The organism is Streptomyces sp. NRRL S-920, assembly GCF_000717945.1.
GTDB classification, from domain to species: Bacteria; Actinomycetota; Actinomycetes; order Streptomycetales; family Streptomycetaceae; genus Streptomyces; species Streptomyces alboniger.
This window is the reverse complement of the sequence record NZ_JODF01000194.1, coordinates 1-207: the sequence shown is the minus strand read 5'-3', so window position 1 is coordinate 207 and position 207 is coordinate 1. Positions and strand designations below refer to the sequence as shown.

1 protein-coding gene is annotated in these 207 nt (G+C 71.0%); it reads left to right on the top strand.

Features of this window, described 5'->3' with window-relative positions; translation table 11 throughout:
• Positions 1-207: ketoreductase domain-containing protein (locus IG54_RS39000; protein WP_037898504.1), on the top strand; the 207-nt coding region annotated here is incomplete at both ends.

Below are 207 nucleotides of genomic sequence, written 5' to 3'. Positions count from 1 at the left end.
CTCCCTCACCCCCGAACGCCTCGACGCGGTCCTGCGGCCCAAGGCGGACGCCGCCCTCAACCTCCACGAACTCACACGCGAACTGAACCTCTCCGCCTTCGTCCTCTTCTCCTCCGCCGCCGGCGTCCTCGGCAACCCCGGCCAAGCCAACTACGCCGCCGCCAACACCTTCCTCGACGCCCTCGCCCACCACCGCCACACCCAGGG